We start from the raw sequence: 18,719 nt of genomic DNA, 5'->3' as shown, positions 1-18,719 counted from the left end.
ACGAGATGCGCCACGACAGCGATCGCCGACATCCGGCACTGGCGGAGTTTGCTATACTGCGCCCCGTCTTCCGGTCCGCCCGCCCCAGCGCGGCGCAGGCACCGTGCAGACGGTCCGCTCGCCGTAGTTCAATGGATAGAACGAGCGCCTCCTAAGCGCTAGATACAGGTTCGATTCCTGTCGGCGGGACCACCACCCTGAGCATGAGCGGACCCACTGGGACCAGGATCGGGGGATCACAAGGGTGAGGACACTGGCACGGCGGGCCGCGCTACCAGGCAGTGTGCGCTGGCACCCGCAACGGCGCACGTTGCGCCGTGCCGCCCGTCCTGCGACAGGCCACAATGTGGCCTGTTTCTTTGCCGCCCGACCCTGTGCGCCAAGCGGCCGAATTCTGCGGACCAGCTTCAACAAACGGCTATCATGTAGCCCGCACGCCGCAGTCGCGGTGGCGTTGTCTGCCCAAATCTGTCGATCCATGTCTCTATTCCGGACGTCTCTGCGCTGGTTTTCCGCGCTGGCCGTGATGGCCGCCGCCCCTGCGGTGGCGGTGCAGCCTGCGTCCGATCCGGCATTGAACGATACGTCGGGCTGTTCGGCGCTGATCGATATCGTCCAGGAAAGCCTGCGCGGCGAGATCGACGTGGTGTGCCCGAAGGACGGCAAGGAAGCCTGCGAGGCCAAGAATGGCCAAATCCGGGCGCTGCTGGACATCGTGGACGAGCGTCGCAAGCGCAAGGCCGACGAGTGCGAGACGCTGGTTCAGGTCAACCGCCTGCTGCGCACGCTGCCGCCCAAGACCTGAGCGCCGGCAGGGCGCCCCGCAGCTAGTGGCTCATCTTCGAGAACAGCTGGATGACCGCCACCCCGGCGATGATCAGCGCGATGCCAACCACGGCCGCCAGATCCGGCACCTGCCGGTACAGCACCACGGCGATCATCGTTACCAGGACAATGCCCGCGCCTGACCAGATGGCGTAGGCCACCCCCACCGGCACGGTCTTCATGACCTGCAACAGCAGCCAGAACGCGGCCACATAGCCAGCGACCACCAGCACGCTGGGCCAGAAGCGCGTGAAATTCTCGGCGGCCTTGAGGCTGCTGGTGGCAATGACTTCGGCGACGATGGCCAGGGCAAGAAGCAGATATCCGTTCATGGAAGGGGCGGCAGGCAAGGAAACAGCGGTTCAGCATTCGAGAAAGCGGCCATTAAGGCGCTCGGGCAAACCATTATGCAAGATGCACTCAAACAGGGGGCTGCAAAACGGTGCCGAAAATGCCCACAATCCAGTCTCCATGCGGGTTTCAGGCGGTTGGATTACCCTCCCTCGCGGTGGTTGTGCCAAAGCCAATACCCGTCTTGAATGCTACGCGTACGCCATAGCCGCCCGGGGGGGAGAAAATCGAGGCGGCCAACCATAAAAGTCGCGGCGACAAAAAAACCAGTGGCCTGACCATGCCGGCACCCAATAATGAGGCGCCGGTGGCGGGACGCGGGTAAACGGGATAAATGGGGAGCAGTATGACAACCGATCTGGATGCGGCCACGGCATGGCCTGTCATCACGCGGCTGGCCGACGTCGAGGGAACGTCCGACCACCGTACCGAACCCGCCGAGGGCGTGTGGCAAAACACGATCGCCGCTGCCGACCAGGCGCTGGAGGAAGCGGCCCGCATCCAGCGGGGCGTTCAGCACAATCTCAGGCTGCAGCAGGAATCGCGGGCCTTGCGCGAGGAACTGCGCCGCGCGCACGCCGAGATCGACCGCTACCGCGGCATGCACGCGCGCGTGGTGGTCAGCATGCGCCAGCTCGAGGAAGACCACACCAGCGAAATGACGCGGCTGCAGGCCGACAACGAGATGCTGCTGGTCCGGCATCGCGTCTACAAGCTGCTGGCCGAGCACTACGGCACGGCAGCGCTGCGGTTAGCGCCGGCTGTGTTTGCCGAGCATCGCGACCGCGTGCTGGAACACGTGCTGTTCCAGCGGCGCAAGGGCGTGCCGGTGACCGCGATCAGCGCGGCCGAGGTGGCGTTCCTGCTGCTCTGAGCCGCGCCGGCGGCGGCAGGCAGCCCCGGGGCATGCCCCGGATCAGGCGGCCTTCGGCGCGCGCGGCTTGAGCACCAGCAGCGCGAGCATGCCCCCGACCACGCCCCAGAAGGCCGAACCGACGCCGGCCAGCGTCATGCCCGATGCCGTGATCATGAACGTCAGCAGCGCCGATTCGCGCTCGGCTGGCGTCTGCATGGCCACGGTCAACCCGTTGGCGATCGATCCGAGCAGGGCGAAGGCCGCCACGGCCACCACCAGCGCCTTCGGGAAGGCCGCGAACAGCGCCGCGATGCTGGCGGCCATCACGCCCATCACCAGATAGCCCACGCCGCACACCACGGCTGCCATGTACCGGCGGCGCGGGTCCGCATCGGCCTGCGGGCCGGTGCAGATGGCGGCGGTGATGGCCGCCAGGTTGATGCCATGGGAGCCAAACGGGGCCAGGAGAGCCGATGCGATGCCGGTCACGGCGATCAGCGGGCTGGCCGGCACGTGGTAGCCGTCGGCGCGCAGCACGGCCAGCCCCGGAATGTTCTGCGACGCCAGCGCGACGATGAACAGCGGCACGGCGATGCTGACGAAGGCCGCCAGCGAGAACGCCGGTGTGGTCCACACCGGCAGCGCCACGGTGAAATGAAACTGCTCGAAGTGCAACTGGCCCGTCGCGCCAGCCAGCGCCACGCCCACGGCCAGCACGCCCGGCACCGCATAGCGCGGCCACCAGCGCCGCCCGACCAGGTAGGTGGCAAACATCGCCAGCAACAGCACCGTCTGGTACTGGGCCTGCACGAACACATCCACGCTGATGCGGAACAGGATGCCGGCCAGCAGGGCCGACGCGATGCTGGCAGGCAGCGCCTTCATGAGCTTGTCGAACCAGCCGGTCAGACCGGCCGCGGTCATCAGCAGCGCAGCCATCAGAAAGGCGCCGATCGCTTCGGCATAGGGCACGCCGGGCAGGCTGGCAATCAGCAGCGCCGCGCCCGGTGTGGACCAGGCCACCACGACCGGCACACGCATGGCCAGCGACAGCCCCAGCGTGGTCACGCCCATGCCGATCGACAGCGCCCAGATCCATGACGAAATCTGCGGGTCGGTCAGGTGCGCCGCCTGGCCGGCCTGGATCATCAGCACCAGCGAACTGGTGTAGCCGGTCAGCAGGGCGATCAGCCCGGCCACCAGCGTGGAAACGGAAAGGTCGGACAGCTTCGGGGCGTGGGCGCGGTTCATCGAAGGGGCATGCGAAGGACGGAATGGGCCGGTATCTTCGCACGGCAGCGCGGGGCAGGGTGGTTTTGTCGCCGCCCGCGCGGGCCGGTCAGGCGGTCGGGGGGGAGGCCGATCCTATGATCGGCCTCAGGGGACCTCGGTGGGCCTCAGTGGACCCCAGTGGACCTCAGTCGGCCACCTTGTCGCTCGGGAACTTGAACGAATCGCGCAGCAGGTAGCTCATCGGGATATCCAGCGTGATGCCGTTCGGGGGGATCGGCTGCAGGAACCACTTGCGGTACAGCTTCTGGGTTTCCTGGTCATAGATCGACGTGACCATCGCCTTGTCCACGATCTTCTTGAACTCGGCGTCGTGCCTGGACAGCATGACCGCGTACGGCTCGATCGTCAGCAGGTCGCCGGTCACGGCCAGCGATGCGGGGTTCTTCGCGTTGGCGCGCAGGCCGAACAGCAGCACGTCGTCCATCACGAAGGCGTCGGCCTTGCCCGATTCGACCATGGCAAAGGCCTCGGCATGGTCCTTGGCCTCCACCACTTTCCAGCCCATGGCACCCGCCTCGTCCATCTTGCGGATCATCTCCAGCGGCGTGGTCTTGGTGGTGGACACCACGGTCTTGCCGCGCAGGTCGCCCCACTTGCGGATGCCCGAGTCGGCTTTCACCAGCATGCGGCTGCCGGCGATGTAGTGCGGAATGGTGAATGCCACCTGGTCGCGGCGCTCGCGGTTGTTGGTGGTCGATCCGCATTCCAGGTCGGCCTTGCCCTCGACGATGGCCGGGATGCGCGAGGCCGGCGTCACCGGCACCCATTCCACGCGCAACTGCGGCAGCTTGAGCTGCGTGCGCACGGCATCGGCCACCCTCAGGCACAGGTCCACGGCGTAGCCCATCGGCTTGCCGTCCACCACGAACGAAAACGGCACCGAGCTTTCGCGGTGGGCAATGCGGATGGCCCCGGTCTGCTGGATGCGCAGCACCACGGAGTTGGGCATGGCCGCCTGCGCCGCCGGTGCGGCAGGCAGGCAGAGCAACGCGGCTAGGGAAAGTACGACAGGCGCCATGCCTCGTAGCGAGGCACGGCGCGGCAGGCCCGAATTGGTCATGAATGACACCCGTCGAAAATGATTTTTCTAGGAACAACCCCGGCGGCGCGCTGCGCCGCGACTGGCCGGATGGGTCCGGCTCTATGACTGCTGCTGGGTACTGCTGTCGTTGTGCTTGTTCTGCGGTTCCGGAATTTAGGAGAATTCCGATGCTCCGGATTGTTCCACGGGCGCCCATCTCGGCACAACAGCCGCCGTTAGTGCGCGGGCTCAACGTCCCCGGCACGCAACGCTTCGGGCCGGGGCAGGTTGACGAGGATTTTCCCTTACGGATTTGTCCGACTTCTGGTGTGCCGCGCCGCTGGCTATGCTTCAGTCGTGCCTTGCGAGCAGGGCACCGAGGAGAGACTCTTGGGGCCCGTTCAGGCGAACGGGCCTTTTCTTTTTGTCCGGCACGCTTGTGCCGGCCGGTCAGGCCCAGCATGGGCGGCAACGGCAGCGCGGGCCGCGTCGTCTACAATTCGGGCCTGCCTTCGCGCCAGACTTCCGGTCGGGCGCCGCTTACCCTTCCTCGCAATCATGGCCCTGTTCTCCATTACCGATGCCCAACTGGCCTTTGGCCACGTGGCGCTGCTCGACCATACCGATTTCTCGCTCGAAGCCGGCGAACGCGTTGGCCTGATCGGCCGCAACGGCACGGGCAAGTCCTCGCTGCTGCGGATCGTGTCGGGGGCGTCCGCGCCCGACGACGGCCTGATTGCGCGCCAGAGCGGCGTGACATCGGCCTATGTTGCGCAAGAGCCACAATTCGAGCCCGGCCTGACCGTGTTCGATGCGGTCAGCCAGGGCATGGGCGCCGCCCACGACCTGTTGCTGCGATATGACGCGGCGCTGGCCAGACTGGAATCGCACCACGACGAGGCCACGCTGGCCGAACTGCACCGCGTGCAGGCCGAACTCGACGCCGCCGATGCCTGGCAACTGCGCACCCGCGTGGAAACCACGCTGGCCAGGCTGGGCCTGGACCCGCATGTACGTGTGGACGCGCTGTCCGGCGGCCTGCAGAAGCGCGTGGCGCTGGCGCAGGGCCTGGTGGCCGAGCCCGATATCCTGCTGCTCGACGAGCCGACCAACCACCTCGACGTCGAAGCCATCCGCTGGCTCGAAGACCTGCTGCTGGGCTTCCGCGGCAGCGTGCTGCTGATTACCCACGACCGCGCCTTCCTGGACCGCGTGGCCACCCGCATCGTCGAACTCGACCGGGGCAAGCTGTTGTCGTTCCCCGGCAACTTTGCTGCCTACCAGACCCGCAAGGCCGAATTGCTGGCCAACGAGGCCGTGGAGCAGGCCAAGTTCGACAAGCTGCTGGCACAGGAGGAAGTGTGGATCCGCAAGGGCGTGGAGGCACGCCGCACGCGCAGCGTGGCGCGGGTGCAGCGGCTGCATGCCATGCGCGACGAACGCGCCCAGCGCCGCGAGGTCCAGGGCAACGTCAAGCTGGAAGTGTCGCAGGGCGACCGCTCGGGCAAGATCGTGGCCGAACTGGTCGATGTGTCGAAGTCGTACGGCAACAAGACGGTGGTGCGCGATTTCTCGGCCACCATCATGCGCGGCGACAAGGTGGGCCTGATCGGCCCGAACGGCGCCGGCAAGACCACGCTGCTGCGGCTGATCCTGGGCGATCTGGCGCCCGACGCCGGCACGGTGCGCAATGGCAGCAACCTCCAAGTGGCGTACTTCGACCAGATGCGTTCGGCGCTGGACCTGGAAAAATCGCTGGCCGACACCATCAGCCCCGGCAGCGACTGGGTGGAAGTCAACGGCCAGCGCAAGCACGTGATGAGTTACCTGGGCGACTTCCTGTTCGCGCCGGAGCGCGCGCGGTCGCCGGTCAAGTCGCTGTCCGGCGGCGAACGCAACCGCCTGTTGCTGGCGCGCCTGTTCGCCCGGCCGGCCAACGTGCTGGTGCTGGACGAACCGACCAACGACCTCGACATCGACACGCTGGAACTGCTGGAAGAACTGCTGCAGGACTACAGCGGCACGGTGTTTCTGGTATCGCACGACCGCGCGTTCCTGGACAACGTGGTCACGTCAACGATCGCCGCCGAAGGCGATGGACTGTGGCGCGAATCGGTGGGCGGCTATTCCGACTGGGAGCAGCAGTCGGCACGCGCCCAGGCGCTGCAGTCCGCCCGGGCCGAGCCCAAGGCGGCCGACGCCCCCAAGGCCAGCACCCGCGAGGCCCGCGGCGCCAACCGCACGGTCAAGCTGTCGTACAAGGAACAGCGCGAGCTGGATGGATTGCCGGAGCGCATGTCGAGCCTGGAGGCCGAGCAGAAGACCATCGGCGCGCAGCTGGAGGACGGTTCGCTGTACGCCACCGACCCGGCGCGCGCCGCCGCACTGGCCTCGCGCCACGACGAGATCGAGATGGAACTGCTGGAGGCGCTGGAACGCTGGGAAATGCTGGAAAAGAAGACGAAAGGCGAGGGCACCTGAAGCCTGCGCCACGTTTTTCTCCCCTCTCCCGCACAGCGGGAGAGGGGCCGGGGGAGAGGGCCTAGAGGTCCAGATTGCGACAAGGCAGCAAGCCGAGCCGCCTTACCCGCTCCCCCAACCCCTTGCCCACGATGTGGGAGAGGGGAGCCGGTCAACGGTACCTCATACCCTCACCCGCACCACGCCAGCACCATGTTGGTCAGGTCGACCATGAATGCCGGGCGCAGGTAGGCCAGGAACCCCAGCGTCAGCACCACCGCCAAGGCCAGGTAGCCCACTCCGCGCGCCCAGCGCATCTCAGACTCCCACCGGCTGCGGGCGCGCCAGCGCCTGCTCCCGGATCGGCAGGTTGACCAGGGCGGCCAGCACGCCGAGCCCGATCGCCAGCAGCCACACCGTGTTGTAGCTGCCGGTGCGGTCGAACAGGAAGCCGCCCAGCCAGGCGCCCAGGAAGCTGCCGATCTGGTGCGAGAAGAACACCACGCCCGACAGCATCGACAGGTACTTCACGCCGAACACCTGCGCGATGATGCCGTTGGTCAGCGGCACGGTGGACAGCCACAGGAAACCCATCAGCGCGGCAAAGATCCAGGTGCTCCAGGCCGTCAGCGGCAGCATCAGGTAGCCGGCGATCACGACCGACCGCGCGATATAGATGGCCGACAGCAGGTAGCGTTTGGGCATGCGCTGGCCCATCGCGCCGGCCGTGTAGGTGCCGAATACATTGAACAGGCCGATCAGCGCCAGCGCCACCGTGGCAATCTTCACGTCCACCAGGCCCCGGTCCTTCAGGTAGGGCGCCAGGTGCACGCCAATGAACACCACCTGGAACCCGCACACGAAATAACCCAGCGTCAGCAACTGGAAGTTGCGGTTGCCGAAGGCCTCGCGCGTGGCTTCGCCAATGGTCTGCTGGTGGCCGCCGGTGCTGGCGGCCATGTTGGGTTCGCGCAGCGTCAGGGCCAGCGGCAGCATGAAGCAGGCCAGGAAGGCCAGGATGAACAGCGCGTTCTGCCAGCCCGCGGTCGAAATCAGCGTCTGCTCCACCGGAATCATCAGGAACTGGCCGAAGGACCCGGCCGCGGCGGCGATGCCCATGGCCCAGACGCGCTTTTCTGCGCTGGCCACGCGGCCGATCACGCCGTAGACCACGCTGTAGGTGGTGCCGGACTGCGCAATGCCGATCAGCACGCCGGCGCCGGTGGCGAACGCCGTGCCGCTGGTGGCCAGCGCCATCACGACCAGGCCGGCCACATACAACGCCACGCCGACGATCATGATGCGCACGGCGCCGAACTTGTCGGCCAGCGCGCCCGTGATCGGCTGGCTGGCGCCCCACATCAGGTTCTGCAGCGCCAGCGCAAACGCGAAAGTCTCGCGGTTCCAGCCGTGCGTCTGCGTGATGGGCAGGTTGAACAGGCCAAAGCCATGCCGGATGCCCATGGAAAGGGTGACGAGCAGGCCGCCGCACACGAGCACGGTGGTCAGGGATAGTTTGCGATCGGTCATGTCGGGCTCGGTATTGTCTCTATTGTTTTGTCTTGTTGTCTTCTGAATCGCCGCCGGCGTGCTGCCGGTGATCGGGTAACGCCGGGGTGGCGCCGTGGGGGTCGGCGCCTAGTGTAAGCCGGGCACCGGAATTGTGCCGGACTACGAATTTCTGGGGTTTTTCAAAAAGGATGGCTGCCACGGCCATCCATTACAATGCAGCGCATCCCGGCCGCCGACGGCCGGCAAGTCCAATATCCGTATCGACTCCATGGCGAGCAAAACCAGTCAGTACAGCGAATCTTCCATCCGGGTCCTGAAGGGCCTGGAGCCGGTCAAGCAGCGCCCCGGCATGTACACCCGTACCGACAACCCCCTGCATATCGTGCAGGAGGTGATCGACAACGCGTCAGACGAGGCGCTGGGTGGCCACGGCACAGAGATCCTGGTCACGCTCCACAAGGACGGCAGCATCAGCGTGGAGGACGACGGCCGCGGTATTCCGGTGGGGATTCACCCGGAAGAAGGGGTGCCCGTGGTGGAGATCGTCTTCACGCGCCTGCACGCGGGCGGCAAGTTCGACAAGGGCAAGGGCGGCGCCTACGCGTTCTCGGGCGGCTTGCACGGCGTGGGCGTGTCTGTCACCAACGCGCTGGCCACGCGCCTGGACGTCACCGTCTGGCGCGACGGCCTGCAGTCCACGCTGACCTTCGAGCACGGCGGCGAAGTCACCCGGCCGCTGGCATCGCGCAAGATCGAGCGCGGCGAAAAAAAGAACGGCACGCGCGTCCAGGTGTGGCCGGACGCGAAATATTTCGATTCGGCTGCGATTCCGATGGCCGAACTGCAGCGCCTGCTGCGTTCCAAGGCGGTGCTGCTGCCCGGCGTGAAGGTCACGCTGGTGCTGGAAAAGACCGGCGAGCAGACCGTCTGGCAATACGAGCAGGGCCTGAAGGGCTATCTGGTGGAAGCCCTGGCCCAGGGCAGCGGCGCCGAGCTGGTGATCCCGATGTTCGAGGGCGAGCACTTTGCCGACCCGGACAAGAACGCCGGCGAGGAAGGGTTTGCCGAAGGCGAGGGCGCGTCGTGGGTGGTCGCCTGGACCGAGGAAGGCGCGCCGGTGCGCGAGTCGTACGTGAACCTGATTCCCACGCCGGCCGGCGGCACGCATGAGTCCGGCCTGCGCGAAGGCCTGTTCCTGGCCGTGAAGAGCTTCATCGAGATGCACTCGCTGCAGCCCAAGGGCGTCAAGCTGATGAGCGAGGACGTGTTCGCCCGCGCGTCGTTCGTGCTGTCGGCCAAGGTGCTGGACCCGCAATTCCAGGGCCAGATCAAGGAACGGCTGAACAGCCGCGACGCCGTGCGCCTGGTGTCCACCTTCAGCCGCCCGGCGCTGGAGCTCTGGCTGAATCACCATGTCGACTACGGCAAGAAGCTGGCCGAGCTGGTGATTCGCCAGGCCCAGGCCCGCACGCGGGCCGCGCAGAAGGTGGAAAAGAAGAAGGGCTCCGGCGTGGCCGTGCTGCCCGGCAAGCTGACCGACTGCGAATCGACCGACGTCACCCGCAACGAAATCTTCCTGGTGGAGGGCGACTCGGCCGGCGGTTCGGCCAAGATGGGCCGCGACAAGGAATTCCAGGCCATCCTGCCGCTGCGCGGCAAGGTGCTGAACACCTGGGAAACCGAGCGCGACCGCCTGTTCGCCAACAACGAGGTGCACGACATCGCCGTGGCCATCGGCGTGGACCCGCACGGGGTGGACGACGAGCCCGACCTGTCGAACCTGCGCTACGGCAAGATCTGCATCCTGTCCGACGCTGACGTGGACGGCGCGCACATCCAGGTGCTGCTGCTGACGCTGTTCTTCCGCCACTTCCCGAAGCTGATCGACCTGGGCCATGTCTGCGTGGCGCGTCCGCCGCTGTTCCGGGTCGATGCACCGGCTCGCGGCAAGAAGCCCGCGCAGAAGCTCTACGCGCTGGACGAGGGCGAACTGGAAGCCATCCAGGACAAGCTGCTCAAGGACGGCGTCAAGGACGGCGCGTGGCAGATCTCGCGCTTCAAGGGCCTGGGCGAGATGAGCGCCGAGCAGCTCTGGGAAACGACCATGAATCCGGACACCCGCCGGCTGCTGCCGGTGGCGCTGGGCGAATTCGATCTGCCGCAGACCGTTACCATGATGAACATGCTGATGGGCAAGGGCGAGGCGTCGCAGCGCCGGACCTGGCTCGAAGAGAAGGGCAACGAGGTGGTGGCCGACATCTGACGGCACCCAGATCTGGAGGAACGGCGATGCAGGAACGAGCAGGGCAACAGCGGATCAGGCGGCTCCAGGCACAGGCGAAGCGCCTGGCCGGCACGCTGGCCGTGCTCGGCACGTTCGGCATCGCGGCGCCGGCCCATGCGGCGCTGTGGGGCTATATCGACGGCGAGGGCGTGGCCCATTTCGCCGACACGAAGCTCGACGACCGCTACAAGCTGTTCATGAAGGACGGCGGCCAGTTCGATTCGGGCAACCTGGGCCACCGGGGCGTGATCACGCTGCCGGACAAGACCGGCCCGTCGCGCGACAAGCTGTTCCAGTACCTGCTCAACCACCCGAACCTGCGCACGGTCGATCCGATCATCGCGCAGGTGGCCGGGGCCCAGAACGTGGACCCGGCGCTGGTCAAGGCCGTGATGGCCGTGGAAAGCGGCTTCAATCCGGCGGCCGTATCGCCCAAGGGCGCCATCGGGCTGATGCAGGTCATTCCCGATACCGGCACGCGCTTCGGCATTGCCGCGGACGGCCGCCGGACGGTGGAGCAGAAGCTGGCCGACCCCAGGCTCAATATCTCGGCGGGCGTGCGCTACCTGCGCTTCCTGATGGAGCTGTTCCCGAACAACCTGGAACTGGTGCTGGCCGCGTACAACGCCGGCGAAGGCGCGGTGCAGCGTTACAACAACCAGATCCCGCCTTACCCCGAGACCCGCCAGTACGTGAGCACCGTGCTGGAGTTCTACCGTCTGTACCAGCCGGCGGCGGGCGGCGTGATCCGTACCGGCGTGGCGGCAGACCGCGTGCGCATGGTGATCGGCGGCGGTCGCCGGCCGATGCCCTGATGCCGTCTGTCCGGTTTCCGGGCGCTATTTCCGGCGGCATCGTCATCCACTTCCTTTAGAATCCCACGCTGACCGCAAACAAGCGGGATGTCCGGCGCCTGCGCCCGGCATGCCGAACCCTTGCCAACCATGGATCAAGCAGATACTACTTTTCGGCCCGAAGAGCCGGCCGATTCGCTGACGCTCGCGCGGTACGCCGAGCGCGCCTACCTGGATTACGCCGTGAGCGTGGTCAAGGGGCGCGCCCTGCCCGAAGTGGCGGACGGCCAGAAGCCCGTGCAGCGCCGCATTCTCTATGCGATGGCGGCCATGGGGCTGCGCGCCGACGCCAAGCCCGTGAAGTCGGCCCGCGTGGTCGGCGAGGTGCTCGGTAAATTCCACCCCCACGGCGACCAGTCGGCCTATGACGCGCTGGTGCGCCTGGCGCAGGACTTCTCGCTGCGCTATCCGCTGATCGACGGCCAGGGCAACTTCGGCTCGCGCGACGGCGACGGCGCGGCGGCCATGCGCTACACCGAAGCCCGCCTGACCCCGATCTCGCGCCTGCTGCTCGACGAGATCGACATGGGCACGGTGGACTTCCTGCCCAACTACGACGGTTCGGAAGAAGAGCCCAAGCTGCTGCCGGCGCGTCTGCCGTTCGTGCTGCTGAACGGTGCATCGGGCATTGCCGTGGGCATGGCCACCGAAATCCCGCCGCATAACCTGCGCGAGGTGGCTGGCGCGGCCGTGGCGATGATCCGCAACCCGAACATCTCGCTGGCCGAACTGCTCGCGATCATGCCGGGCCCCGACTATCCGGGCGGCGGCCAGATCATCTCGCCCGCGTCGGAAATCGCCCAGATCTACGAGAACGGCCGCGGCAGCCTGAAGGTGCGCGCGCGCTGGACCATCGAGGAGATGGCACGCGGCCAGTGGCAGCTGGTGGTGACCGAACTGCCGCCGAACACGTCGGCGCAGAAGGTGCTCGAGGAAATCGAGGAAATCACCAACCCGAAGATCCGCGCCGGCAAGAAGGCGCTGACGCCCGAGCAGACCCAGCTCAAGACCACGATGCTGGCCGTGCTGGACGCCGTGCGCGACGAATCGGGCAAGGACGCGCCGGTGCGGCTGGTGTTCGAGCCCAAGAGCAAGAACACCGACCAGCAGGAATTCATCCAGACGCTGCTGGCGCATACCAGCCTGGAGTCGGGCGCGCCGATCAACCTGGTGATGATCGGCACCGACGGGCGTCCGCGCCAGAAGGGCCTGCAGGAAATCCTGCGCGAGTGGATCGAGTTCCGCTTCGCCACCGTCACGCGCCGCACGCGCTTCCAGCTGAACAAGGTGGAAGACCGCATCCATATCCTGGAAGGGCGGATGCTGGTGCTGCTGAACATCGACGAGGTGATCCGCATCATCCGCGAAAGCGACGACCCCAAGCCGGCGCTGATCGAGGCGTTCCGCCTGAGCGACCGGCAGGCCGAGGACATCCTGGAAATCCGCCTGCGCCAGCTGGCACGGCTGGAAGCGATCAAGATCGAACAGGAACTGGCGAAACTGCGAGACGAGCAGGCTGAGCTGGACGTGCTGCTGAAGTCCGAGACCATGATGCGTCGCAAGATCATCAAGGAGATCGAGCAGGACGCCAAGCAGTACAGCCCCGAAGACAAGGACCCGCGCCGCACGCTGATCCAGGAAGCCACCCGCGCCGCTGCCGAGGTGAAGGTGATCGACGAGCCGGTGACGGTGATCATGTCGGGCAAGGGCTGGGTGCGCACGCGCCAGGGCCATGGCCACGATCCGTCGCAGTTCACGTTCAAGGCGGGCGACAGCCTCTACGCCACGTTCGAGTGCCGCACGGTCGATACCATGCTGGCGTTCGGCAGCAATGGCCGGGTCTACTCGGTGGCCGTCTCCAGCCTGCCGGGCGGGCGGGGCGATGGCGTGCCGGTGACCACGCTGATCGACCTGGCCGCAGGCTCGCAGATCGCCCACACGTTCGCGGGCGGCGCCGAGCAGCGCATGCTGATTGCCACGGCCGGCGGCAATGGCTTTGTCACGAAGGTCGGCGACATGATCAGCCGCCAGAAGGGCGGCAAGGCGTTCATCACGCTCGACGACGGCGACGCCATCCTGCAGCCGGCGCCGGTTGGCGACGAAGCCACGCATGTGGCGTGCTTCTCGGCCAATGGCCGCCTGCTGCTGGTGGGGCTCGACGAGGTCAAGGTGCTGTCGGCCGGCGGCCGCGGCGTGATCCTCATGGAACTGGAGCCGAAGGAAGCGCTGGAACAGGCCGTGCCGGTGGGCGCGCCTGGCCTGATGATCTCGGGCACCGGCGTGCGCGGCGGCAAGCTGCCGCCGCAGAAGCTGGCCGGCAAGACGCTGCTGCCGTACGTGGGCAAGCGCGCCCGCAAGGGCAAGGCCATCGAGCCGCGCCTGAAGGATGTGAAGCTGGAGCCGGTGAAGGCGCCGGAGTAAGCGGACGCGCAAGGACTATCCCAGTCCGAACCCCTGCGGGTTCGCTCCCCTCTCCCGCACGCGGGAGAGGGGAGCCGGTCACCGGTCACCGGTCACCCAGGCTGCCATCGCCAACCGCGACCCCCTCTTGCCGTTTCGTGATGCCTCGCGTCAGCCAGGCGGCCAGTATCTGCCGTACCATGTCGGCACCCTGCCCATTCCGCACGGCAGGCGATCACCGTCACGGTCATGTCCTCCACGCCCCTGCTTGTCGAGCCGACGCTCGCCCCGCCTCCCAGCGCCCGTACCCTGTTTTTCGAGTTTGCCCGCATGGGGCTGTCCGGCTTCGGCGGCGTGCTGCCGTTCGTGCGGCGCTCGGTGGTGGAGCGCAACCGCTGGCTCAACGATCGTGATTTCGTCGAAATACTCAGTCTGGGACAGGTACTGCCGGGGCCGAACGTCATCAATCTGGCGTTGATGCTAGGTCTGCGCTTCGCCGGCCTGCGCGGCGCCCTGGCGGCGTTCAGCGGGCTGGTGTTCGTGCCGATGGTGGTGGTGCTGTGCGCGATGGGCCTGTACCTGCGCTACCAGGACGTGCCGCAGGTGCGGCAGATGCTGGCCGGCATGACGGCCGTCGCGGCGGGCCTGGTGTTGTCGACGGGCGTGAAGCTGGCGCAGAGCCAGTCGCGTTCGGTGCGCGCCCTCGTCGTGGGCGTGGCGGCGTTCCTGGCCATCGGCTGGCTGCGCTGGCCGCTGCTGCCGGTCATGGCCGTGCTGGTGCCCGTGGCGCTGGTGCTGGAATACCGCGCCATGCGCAAGGGGGCATGATGGCATCGCCCGACATCCTGCGCGACCTGCTGGGACACTTCGGCATGCTGTCGTTGCTGGCCGTGGGCGGCGGCGGCACGGTGATCCCTGACATGCACCGGTATCTGGTGGAGGCCAACCACTGGATGACCGACGAGCAGTTCGCCGCGCTCTACGCCATCTCGCAGGCATCGCCGGGGCCGAACATCCTGTTCGTGGCGCTGTTAGGCTGGCAGGTGGCCGGCGCGGGTGGCGCCTTCGCGTCGATGCTCGGCATCTGCGGCCCGTCCAGCGTGATCGCGCTGGGCTTCGAATACTTCGCCGGACGCGCGCCACACGCGGTCTGGCCGGTGCTGATCAAGCGCGGCCTGTCGGCGCTGACCATCGGCCTGCTGATGTCCACGGGATGGGTGCTGGCCACCAGCGTCGACCATACCTGGACGGCTGTGGCGGTGACGCTGCTGACAGTGGGTTTGATGCTGAAGACGAAGATCCACCCGCTGCTGCTGGTGGCCCTCGGTGCGGGGGCGGGGTTGCTGGGGCTGGTGTAGTGGTATGGCTCCCCTCTCCCGCGTGAGAGAGGGGAGCGCATCACCACGGCCACAAGCAGGCGCAATGATCTACTTCAGCGGCAGCACCAGGATGCTCAGGGCGGCCGGGCGGGCACGCATGGCGGCAAGCCAGCGTTCCAGGTTGGGCCGTGGCGCATGCGGGACGGGCGTGCCAAACCAGCGATGCGCGGCGCAGGCCAGCGAGATGTCGGCCATCGTGAAACGGTCGCCACCGATGAACTCGCGGTCTGCCAGCGCGGCGTCCAGCATCTGCGCCAGCGGCTCGGTGCGCTCGCACGACTTGTCGATCACGGCCTGGTCGCGCTGGTCTTCGGGGATGCGGACCATCTGCAGGAAAGCCTGAACCATGGCCGGGCTGAAGGTGGTGGTCTGCCAGTCCATCCAGCGGTCGGCCGATGCGCGCGCCTTGACGTCCGATGGCCACAGCGTGTCTTCGCCATAGCGGGCGCACAGGTAGCGCACGATCGCATTCGACTCCCACAGCACGAACGGCTCGCCGGCCACGTCGGTGTCGCGGAAATCCTCGATCACCGGAATCAGCCGGTTCGGATTCAGGCGGACGTATGCTTCGGCGTCAAGCTCGCCCTTGTGGTTGCCGATGTCGATACGTTCGTGGTCCAGGTGCAGCTCGCGCGCGCACCAGACCACCTTCTGCACGTTGATCGACGACAGGCGGCCCCAGATGCGAAGCATGGTTTGCGGCTCTTCCAGATCCATGTTGGCCATCATCCTCACGCCGCGCGCGGTTGCGGGGCAGCCTTGGCGATGGCTTCGCGGAACAGCTCGCCCAGGATCGACACGCCCTGTTCGATGCGCTCCGGCGGCACCGTCACGAAGGCCAGGCGCAGCGTGTTCATGCGCGGGTTGCCGGCGTAGAACGGCGCGCCCGGCACGTAGGCCACGTTGCGGCGCACGGCTTCTTCCAGGATCGTCATGCTGTTCAGGCCTTCGGGCAGTTCCACCCAGATGAACATGCCGCCTTCGGGCGCATTCCACGTCACGCCAGCCGGCATGTGGCGCTTGAGCGCGTCCAGCATGCAGGCGCACTGCTTGCCGTAGAGTTCGCGGATGGTCGGGATGTGGCTGTCCAGCAGGCCGTCCTTGACCGTCTCGTAGGCAATGCGCTGCGTGAAGGTCGGCGTGTGCAGGTCAGAGGCCTGCTTGGCCTGGCACAGCTTGAAGTGCAGCTCGGGCGGGGCGATCACGAAACCCAGGCGCATGCCCGGCGCCAGGATCTTCGAGAACGAACCCATGTAGATCACGCCGTCCGGGTTCATCGACAGCAGCGTCGGCAGCGTGTTGCCGGTGTAGCTCAGTTCACCGTACGGATCGTCTTCCACCAGCAGGATGCCCAGTTCCTGCGCGCGCTTGACCAGCGCCTGGCGGCGCTCCAGCGGCAGGCGGCGGCCGGTGGGGTTCTGGAAGTTCGGCAGCGCGTACAGGAAGCGCGCGTTGGCGGTCAGTTCGGCCGTCAGCGCCTCGGGGATCAGGCCGCGGTCGTCGGACGGGATCGACACGAATTCCGGCTCGAACAGCGAGAACGCCTGCAGCGCGCCGAGGTAGCTGGGCGTTTCCACCAGCACCGGGCTGCCCGGGTCGATCATGATCTTGGCGATCAGGTCCAGCGCCTGCTGCGAACCGGTGGTGATCAGCACGCGCTCGACCCCCACGTTGTAGCGCCTGGCCACGAATTCGCGCAGCGGCAGGTAGCCTTCGGTGGCCGCGTACTGCAAGGCCGCCTGGGGGTTATCGGCGAATACACGGGCCACCGCCGCTTCCATGGCCGCTACCGGGAACGACGCCGGAGAGGGCAGGCCGCCGGCGAACGAAATGACTTCCGGACGCTCGGTGACTTTCAGGATTTCGCGGATGGCCGAGCTGGTCAGTTGCTGCGCCCGGCGGGAGATGGCCCATTTCATGATTGATCTCGTGGTGGGGGAATTCAGGTGCCGGGCCCGGGGGCCCGGCCATGTCTCTGGTCGTTCTGGTCAGTCTGGTCGGTCTGGTACGTCAGGTCAGGCAGGGGGCTGCCTCAGATCTCCACGATCATCTCGATCTCGACGCAGGCGCCCAGCGGAATCTGCGCCACGCCAAAGGCGCTGCGGGCGTGCTTGCCTTTCTCGCCGAACACTTCGACCAGGAATTCGGAGCAGCCGTTGGTGACCAGGTGTTGTTCGGTGAATTCCGGCGTGGAGTTCACCAGGCTCATCACCTTGACGATGCGCTTCACCTTGTTCAGGTCGCCGATATGGCCGTGCAGCGTGGCCAGCAGGTCGATGGCGATGCTGCGCGCGGCCTGCTGGCCGGCGGCGGTATCGATATCCTTGCCAAGCTTGCCAGCCCAGGGCTTGCCGTCGCGGCGGGCGATATGGCCCGACAGGAAGACGGTGTTGCCGGTGGTCGCTGCCATCACATAGGCAGCGGCCGGGGCGCCGGCGGTGGGCAGTTCCACGCCGAGTTTGGCAAGGGTGTCGTAGACGGACATGCGGTGACTCCTGTCAGTGAATGCGTCCTGGAAGAACGGGGGGCGTTTCTCCGGCCACGGCGGCCGGTGGCGCGGCGGGTGCGGTGTTGCGCACGGCGGCGCGTCGGCCCAGGGCCACCACGGCGATCACCGCGACTGCAAAAGCGACGGTGGCGGCATCGGGGGGCTCGGCCAGGATCACGGCGCCGCCCGCCAGCGTGAGGAACGGCTGGAGCAATTGTATCTGGCCTACGCGGGCCACGCCGCCTTTTGCAAGCCCGGCGTACCAGAACAGAAATCCGATGAACATCGAGAACACCGACACATAGGCCATGCCGGCCCACGCGCGCGGCGACGCGGCGGCAATGTCGTCCGCGTGCCCAACTGTCAGCCACGCCACCACCGGCACCAGCACCGGCAGCGACACCACCAGCGCCCAGGAAATCGTCTCCAGCCCGCCCAGTTCGCGCGATAGCTTGCCGCCTTCGGCATAGCCGAGTGCGCCCAGCACCACAGCCAGGAACAGGAACCAGTCGGCGTGCTGCAGCCCGCCCGCGCCCTGCCACAGGGCAAAGCCGACCACCAGCGCGCTGCCAGCCAGCGCCGACAGCCAGAAGCCGGCGGACGGGCGCTCGTTGCCGAACCATGCCGCGAAGACGGCCGTGGCCAGCGGCAGCAGGCCGATCACGATGGCGCCGTGCGCGGCCGGCACTTCGCGCATGGCCAGTGACGAAAACACCGGAAAGCCGACCACCACGCCCAGCGCGGTCACCGCCAGCCGCAGCCACTGGCGCCCGCGCGGGCGCTTCGACGGCGCCAGCGCGCCGCGCGCCGCCAGCAACGCCAGGGCCAGCGCGGCCGCGACCACGGCCCGGGCCAGCGCCACGAACGTGGCATCCAGCTCGGCCACGGCCATGCGCGTGAACGGCAGCGTCTGGCTGAAGATGGCCACGCCGATAAAGCCCAGCAGCATGCCGCCGGAATGAGGGGAGGGGTTCTGGCTCATGGCAATCCGGGGAC

17 protein-coding genes and 1 tRNA gene are annotated in these 18,719 nt (G+C 67.1%); 9 read left to right on the top strand and 9 right to left on the bottom strand.

Annotated elements, in window-relative coordinates; all coding sequences use genetic code 11:
• The first annotated feature begins 117 nt into the window (after window positions 1-117).
• Window positions 118-192 (top strand) — tRNA-Arg (locus AC3FJ6_RS02290).
• A 286-nt stretch (window positions 193-478) separates the two neighbouring features.
• A complete protein-coding gene (locus tag AC3FJ6_RS02285) occupies window positions 479-805 on the top strand; it encodes a hypothetical protein (RefSeq protein ID WP_488770520.1) in 327 nt (108 codons plus the stop codon).
• 22 nt (window positions 806-827) lie between these two features.
• Here AC3FJ6_RS02285 and AC3FJ6_RS02280 read toward each other — a convergent pair whose 3' ends face one another.
• Complete coding sequence (locus AC3FJ6_RS02280) at window positions 828-1,157, bottom strand: DMT family transporter (RefSeq protein WP_488770519.1); 330 nt, start codon at window positions 1,155-1,157, stop codon at window positions 828-830.
• Window positions 1,158-1,522: 365 nt separating this feature from the next.
• On the opposite strand from AC3FJ6_RS02280, the gene AC3FJ6_RS02275 reads away from it, so the two are divergent.
• Complete coding sequence (locus AC3FJ6_RS02275) at window positions 1,523-2,050, top strand: hypothetical protein (RefSeq protein ID WP_488770518.1); 528 nt, start codon at window positions 1,523-1,525, stop codon at window positions 2,048-2,050.
• Between the two features lie 42 nt (window positions 2,051-2,092).
• Here AC3FJ6_RS02275 and AC3FJ6_RS02270 read toward each other — a convergent pair whose 3' ends face one another.
• The gene (locus AC3FJ6_RS02270) at window positions 2,093-3,283 is read right to left on the bottom strand and encodes a benzoate/H(+) symporter BenE family transporter (protein WP_488770517.1); all 1,191 of its coding nucleotides are present in this window, start codon (window positions 3,281-3,283) and stop codon (window positions 2,093-2,095) included.
• A gap of 166 nt (window positions 3,284-3,449) precedes the next feature.
• Window positions 3,450-4,385: an amino acid ABC transporter substrate-binding protein gene (locus AC3FJ6_RS02265; RefSeq protein WP_488770516.1), complete on the bottom strand. Its 936-nt coding sequence runs from the start codon at window positions 4,383-4,385 to the stop codon at window positions 3,450-3,452.
• Window positions 4,386-4,904: 519 nt separating this feature from the next.
• Here AC3FJ6_RS02265 and AC3FJ6_RS02260 point away from each other — a divergent pair.
• Window positions 4,905-6,827 (top strand): ATP-binding cassette domain-containing protein, encoded by a 1,923-nt coding sequence (locus tag AC3FJ6_RS02260; RefSeq protein WP_488770515.1) that lies wholly within the window; start codon window positions 4,905-4,907, stop codon window positions 6,825-6,827.
• A 170-nt stretch (window positions 6,828-6,997) separates the two neighbouring features.
• Here AC3FJ6_RS02260 and AC3FJ6_RS02255 read toward each other — a convergent pair whose 3' ends face one another.
• Window positions 6,998-7,123 carry a hypothetical protein gene (locus tag AC3FJ6_RS02255; protein ID WP_283780978.1) on the bottom strand — a complete coding sequence of 42 codons (126 nt, stop codon included), beginning with the start codon at window positions 7,121-7,123 and terminating at the stop codon, window positions 6,998-7,000.
• 1 nt (window position 7,124) lies between these two features.
• Window positions 7,125-8,336: an MFS transporter gene (locus tag AC3FJ6_RS02250; RefSeq protein WP_488770514.1), complete on the bottom strand. Its 1,212-nt coding sequence runs from the start codon at window positions 8,334-8,336 to the stop codon at window positions 7,125-7,127.
• A 250-nt stretch (window positions 8,337-8,586) separates the two neighbouring features.
• On the opposite strand from AC3FJ6_RS02250, the gene AC3FJ6_RS02245 reads away from it, so the two are divergent.
• The 5 genes from AC3FJ6_RS02245 to AC3FJ6_RS02225 all read left to right on the top strand — a co-directional run bounded on the left by AC3FJ6_RS02245 (window position 8,587) and on the right by AC3FJ6_RS02225 (window position 15,214).
• Window positions 8,587-10,581: a DNA topoisomerase IV subunit B gene (locus AC3FJ6_RS02245; RefSeq protein ID WP_488770513.1), complete on the top strand. Its 1,995-nt coding sequence runs from the start codon at window positions 8,587-8,589 to the stop codon at window positions 10,579-10,581.
• A 26-nt stretch (window positions 10,582-10,607) separates the two neighbouring features.
• Window positions 10,608-11,417, top strand: coding sequence for a lytic transglycosylase domain-containing protein (locus AC3FJ6_RS02240; protein ID WP_488770512.1), 810 nt, complete (start codon window positions 10,608-10,610; stop codon window positions 11,415-11,417).
• Window positions 11,418-11,546: 129 nt separating this feature from the next.
• On the top strand, window positions 11,547-13,877 hold the full coding sequence (parC, locus tag AC3FJ6_RS02235) for a DNA topoisomerase IV subunit A (RefSeq protein ID WP_488770511.1): 2,331 nt from the start codon (window positions 11,547-11,549) through the stop codon (window positions 13,875-13,877).
• A 228-nt stretch (window positions 13,878-14,105) separates the two neighbouring features.
• Window positions 14,106-14,684: a chromate transporter gene (locus AC3FJ6_RS02230; protein ID WP_153945480.1), complete on the top strand. Its 579-nt coding sequence runs from the start codon at window positions 14,106-14,108 to the stop codon at window positions 14,682-14,684.
• Complete coding sequence (locus tag AC3FJ6_RS02225; RefSeq protein WP_488770779.1) at window positions 14,684-15,214, top strand: chromate transporter; 531 nt, start codon at window positions 14,684-14,686, stop codon at window positions 15,212-15,214. Before AC3FJ6_RS02230 ends, AC3FJ6_RS02225 begins: the two co-directional genes overlap by 1 nt.
• 69 nt (window positions 15,215-15,283) lie before the next feature.
• Here the strand turns inward: AC3FJ6_RS02225 and AC3FJ6_RS02220 are convergent, their stop codons facing one another.
• From AC3FJ6_RS02220 to AC3FJ6_RS02205, 4 genes are all read right to left on the bottom strand, one after another.
• Window positions 15,284-15,928, bottom strand: coding sequence for a glutathione S-transferase family protein (locus AC3FJ6_RS02220; protein ID WP_488770510.1), 645 nt, complete (start codon window positions 15,926-15,928; stop codon window positions 15,284-15,286).
• A gap of 38 nt (window positions 15,929-15,966) precedes the next feature.
• Complete coding sequence (locus tag AC3FJ6_RS02215) at window positions 15,967-17,154, bottom strand: aminotransferase-like domain-containing protein (RefSeq protein WP_488770509.1); 1,188 nt, start codon at window positions 17,152-17,154, stop codon at window positions 15,967-15,969.
• A 113-nt stretch (window positions 17,155-17,267) separates the two neighbouring features.
• Window positions 17,268-17,720 carry a RidA family protein gene (locus AC3FJ6_RS02210; RefSeq protein ID WP_488770508.1) on the bottom strand — a complete coding sequence of 151 codons (453 nt, stop codon included), beginning with the start codon at window positions 17,718-17,720 and terminating at the stop codon, window positions 17,268-17,270.
• 13 nt (window positions 17,721-17,733) lie between these two features.
• Window positions 17,734-18,705 (bottom strand): DMT family transporter, encoded by a 972-nt coding sequence (locus tag AC3FJ6_RS02205; RefSeq protein WP_488770507.1) that lies wholly within the window; start codon window positions 18,703-18,705, stop codon window positions 17,734-17,736.
• Between the last annotated feature and the right edge of the window lie 14 nt (window positions 18,706-18,719).

This window comes from Cupriavidus sp. 94F1 (assembly GCF_057798875.1).
The sequence above is the reverse complement of the archived record's forward strand: the minus strand, read 5'-3'. Positions and strand labels throughout refer to the sequence as shown.